Annotated in this window: 3 protein-coding genes; all 3 read right to left on the reverse strand. The window is 63.2% G+C overall.

The window, feature by feature from the left end; genetic code table 11:
- Window positions 1–592 (reverse strand): SDR family NAD(P)-dependent oxidoreductase (locus AC1DSG_RS29125; RefSeq protein WP_477793962.1); only part of this gene is annotated, 592 nt, incomplete at its 3' end.
- Window positions 589–2286: an FAD-binding protein gene (locus AC1DSG_RS29130; protein WP_477793963.1), complete on the reverse strand. Its 1698-nt coding sequence runs from the start codon at window positions 2284–2286 to the stop codon at window positions 589–591. The genes AC1DSG_RS29130 and AC1DSG_RS29125, both read right to left, overlap by 4 nt.
- Window positions 2287–2294: 8 nt before the next feature.
- The coding region (locus AC1DSG_RS29135; protein WP_477793964.1) for an FAD-binding protein at window positions 2295–3496 on the reverse strand (1202 nt) is incomplete at its 5' end.

Consider the following 3496-nt stretch of genomic DNA (forward strand, 5'->3'; position numbering starts at 1 on the left):
CGGTAAGCACGCCATCCGGGTGCAGGGTATTGCAACGGATGCGGTATTTGCGCCGCCGACAAAGCACCGCCACCGAACGCGACAACGCCGCCACCGCCCCTTTGGAGGCACTGTAAGCCAGGTAATCGTCCCTCCCGGCCAAAGCCGCGATGGAAGACAGGTTGATGATCGAACCACCGCTGTCCTTCATCAACGCGATGCCTTCGCGACAGCCCAAAAATACGCTGTCGGCATTCACCTGCATCACCTTGTGCCACTGCGCCAGACTGGTTTCTTCAATCGAGCCGCAGATCAGGATGCCGGCGTTGTTGACCAGGATATCCAGACGACCGTAGCGCTCGCGCACATGGTCGATGACCTGGCGCCACTGCGCTTCGCTGCCGACATCGTGACGGATAAATTCTGCAGTCGCCCCGATTTCAGCCTCCAGGGCCTGACCTGCCTCGACGTCCAGGTCGCTGATCAGCACCTGGGCACCTTCGGCCGCCAGCAGCCGTACGCTGGCAGCGCCAATACCCTTGGCGCCGCCGGTGACCAGCGCGACCTTGCCGTGAACCCGGCCGTGTTTGTTGTGGTGATTGAGGGTCATCATGTCATCTCGTGTGCGTGGGTCGTATGGGGTTGCTGGCCGTGCGGACGGGCGACGGCAGCGCCTGCACGACGACCGGAGAACACGCAGTCGGCCAGTGACAGACCACTGATGTACAAGTGCGAAGGAATCCCCAGGGCACTGCGCCCGGCCGCGTACAAGCCACCGATGGCTTGCCCCTGCTGATCCAGCACCGCGCCGCTGCGCTCATCCACGCGCAAGCCGCCCAGGGTCAGGGCTCCCAGGGGGAAAACCGGATTGGTCACGGAGATATCGCAGGCATAGAAAGGCCCCTGTTCAAGTACTTGGCGTCCACCCTCGGACTTGCCGAACGGCTCCGGCGCCTCGCCACGGGCGGCGGCGTTGGCAGCCAGCACCGAAGCACGCAACACGTTGGGGTCCATKGACGTCGCACTGGCCAACTCGCTGAGACTTTTTCCCTTGCGCACCTTGAACAGCATCAACGCCAGGGCCGGAAAGCTCTGGAACCACCAATAGCCGCCAAACAGCGCTTCACGAATGGCCTTCTTGCGCAGCGGCGCATCCAGCACCAGCCACGCCTTGCCACCCTGCTCTTCCATTAACGGTTGGCCCAGGGTGGCGCCGTAGACTTCTTCATTGCAGAAGCGCCGTCCCTCGCGATTGACCACAATGCCTTTGTGCCAACTGTACGGCGGGTTGATGAAGCGCCACGCCGATACCCGCTCAAGCCCGCTACCCTGGCCACCGACACTGGCGCCCAAGCGCAAGCCGCTGCCATCACAGCCGGTGGCACCGACCTTGAAGTTGCGGCGGAACTTCGGCGCGTGCTGTTCGATCAACTGGCGATTGAAGATGAAGCCGCCGGTACTCAGAATCACCCCGTTGCGCGCCTGCACCCGCCGTGGTCGGGCGAAATCACGTTCGAGCTGGCAAACCTTCTGGCGCAGTTTCTTGCAATAGCCGGCTGCGAAGTTCTGCAAGCGTTCGGCGCGGGCGGCCAGTCGCGCATGCAGCTGAGCCTCTTTGCTGCCTTCGGGCAGGCACCACAACTCGACACCCAGCACCCGCCCTTGGGGATCAATTACCAGTCTGCGCGCCGTCGCCTGCAACAGCGGTCGGGCCCCGGCTTTCAAGCACGCGGCCTTGAGGTGGGCATAGAGCACCGCACCGCACTGGCCCTTGCCCACGGTGCGATGTCCCCGTGGTGCGGGGGACAAGGGACCGCCATGGGTGGGCACCAACTCGTTACCTGAGTAATAGAGAAAGTAGCCGTCGGGCGGGTACGAGGTCTTCCCCCCCGGTGGCATCTGGTGGGCGTAGGGCGCGCCGTGGCTTTCCAGCCACTGCAGGTTGCTCACGCTGTCGGCACAGAAGCGCCACAGGGTGTCGTCGCTGACCACGCCCCGGGTTTCGTGCTTGAGGTAATCGAACATGGCTTCGGGGCTGTCGTTGAAGCCCGCCGCCTGCTGATGGCGAGTGCCGCCACCGGCGTATACCACCCCGCCGCTCTTGGCGCTGGCACCGCCGCCGGTGAAGCGGTCGGCAATCAACACATCGGCGCCATGAGCGCGAGCTTCAAGAGCGGCGCAGGCACCGGCTGCCCCCCAGCCGACGACCAGCACATCGCATTGTTCGTCCCAGGTCACGCTGTTGCTATCGGCCACTTGCAAGGGTGCCAGCACTTCGGTGCTGGGGATGTTATCGGACATTGACATATAGCCTCCTAACGCTGACTGGCCAAGTGGTTGGCGGCGACATAGCCGAAGGTCATCGCCGGTCCCAGAGTGCCACCGGCCCCCGGATAGCTGGTGCCCATCACCGACGCCGAGCAGTTACCGATGGCGTACAAGCCGGCGATGCTCGTGCCGTCATCGCGCACCACTTGTGCGTGCTCGTTGGTCAACAGTCCACCCTTGGTGCCGATGTCCCCGGCGTCCAGGCGCATGGCGTAATACGGGCCTTTGCGCAGCGGCGCGAGACAGGGATTGGGCTTGATGTTGCAGTCGCCGTAATAGCGGTCGAAAACATTGCCGCCACGGGCGAAGTCAAGGTCCACACCGGTGCCTGCATAGTCGTTGACTTTGCTGACGGTGGCTTGCAGCCCTGCAGTGTCGACGCCGATCTGCCGGGCCAGGCCGGCCAGGGTGTCGGCTTTCCAGTACAGGTTGTTGAGCCACTCTTTGCGCAGGCGGCTGTCAGGCATGACCTGACCGGGCATCAACGGCCCCATGGCGTAGTTGAAACGGAAATGGGCGTCGAAGATCACCCAGGCTGGCACCGATTTTCCGCCGGTTTTCTGGTTGTCCTGATGCATGGCATCGACGAATTCCAGGTACGGCGCCGCTTCATTGACAAACCGCTGCCCGTGGCCATTGACGACGATAGCGCCGGGGAACGCACGTTCGGCAAAGATCCCCCGGGGTTTGTCTTCTCCCGGCACGGCAATGGTCGGCGCCCACCAGGCCCAATCCAACAACGCGGTGGCTGCACCCTGAGCCATACCGGCTTGCAACGCCGCGCCGGTGTTGTTGCCTGGTGGCGTCGCGCTCCAGGCCTTGCGGGTTGGCTTGGGCAGGTACTGATCGCGCAGCAGCTGATTTTGTTCGAAACCACCAGAGGCCAGGATCACTCCCAGGCGCGCATGCAGTTGCAACTCTGCACCGTCACGCGTCACGGTTACACCGCTGACCCGTCCGTTGTCGGTGATCAGGCCGGAAAAATCGGTGTTGAGCCAAAGCGGCACGTTACGGTCCATCAACGAACGACGCAGGGAGGCCACCAATGAACTGCCCAGGGATGCGCGGCGATCCATCTTGCTTTTACGTCGCCATTTGAAGTCCAGCTTATAGCGCAGCATCAACTTCATGATCAGCAGGCGCCAGCCGAAACTGCGGGCCATGGCCTTGTGCGCATCGCGCGCAGTCC

It is taken from the genome of Pseudomonas sp. P5_A12 (assembly GCF_056400685.1).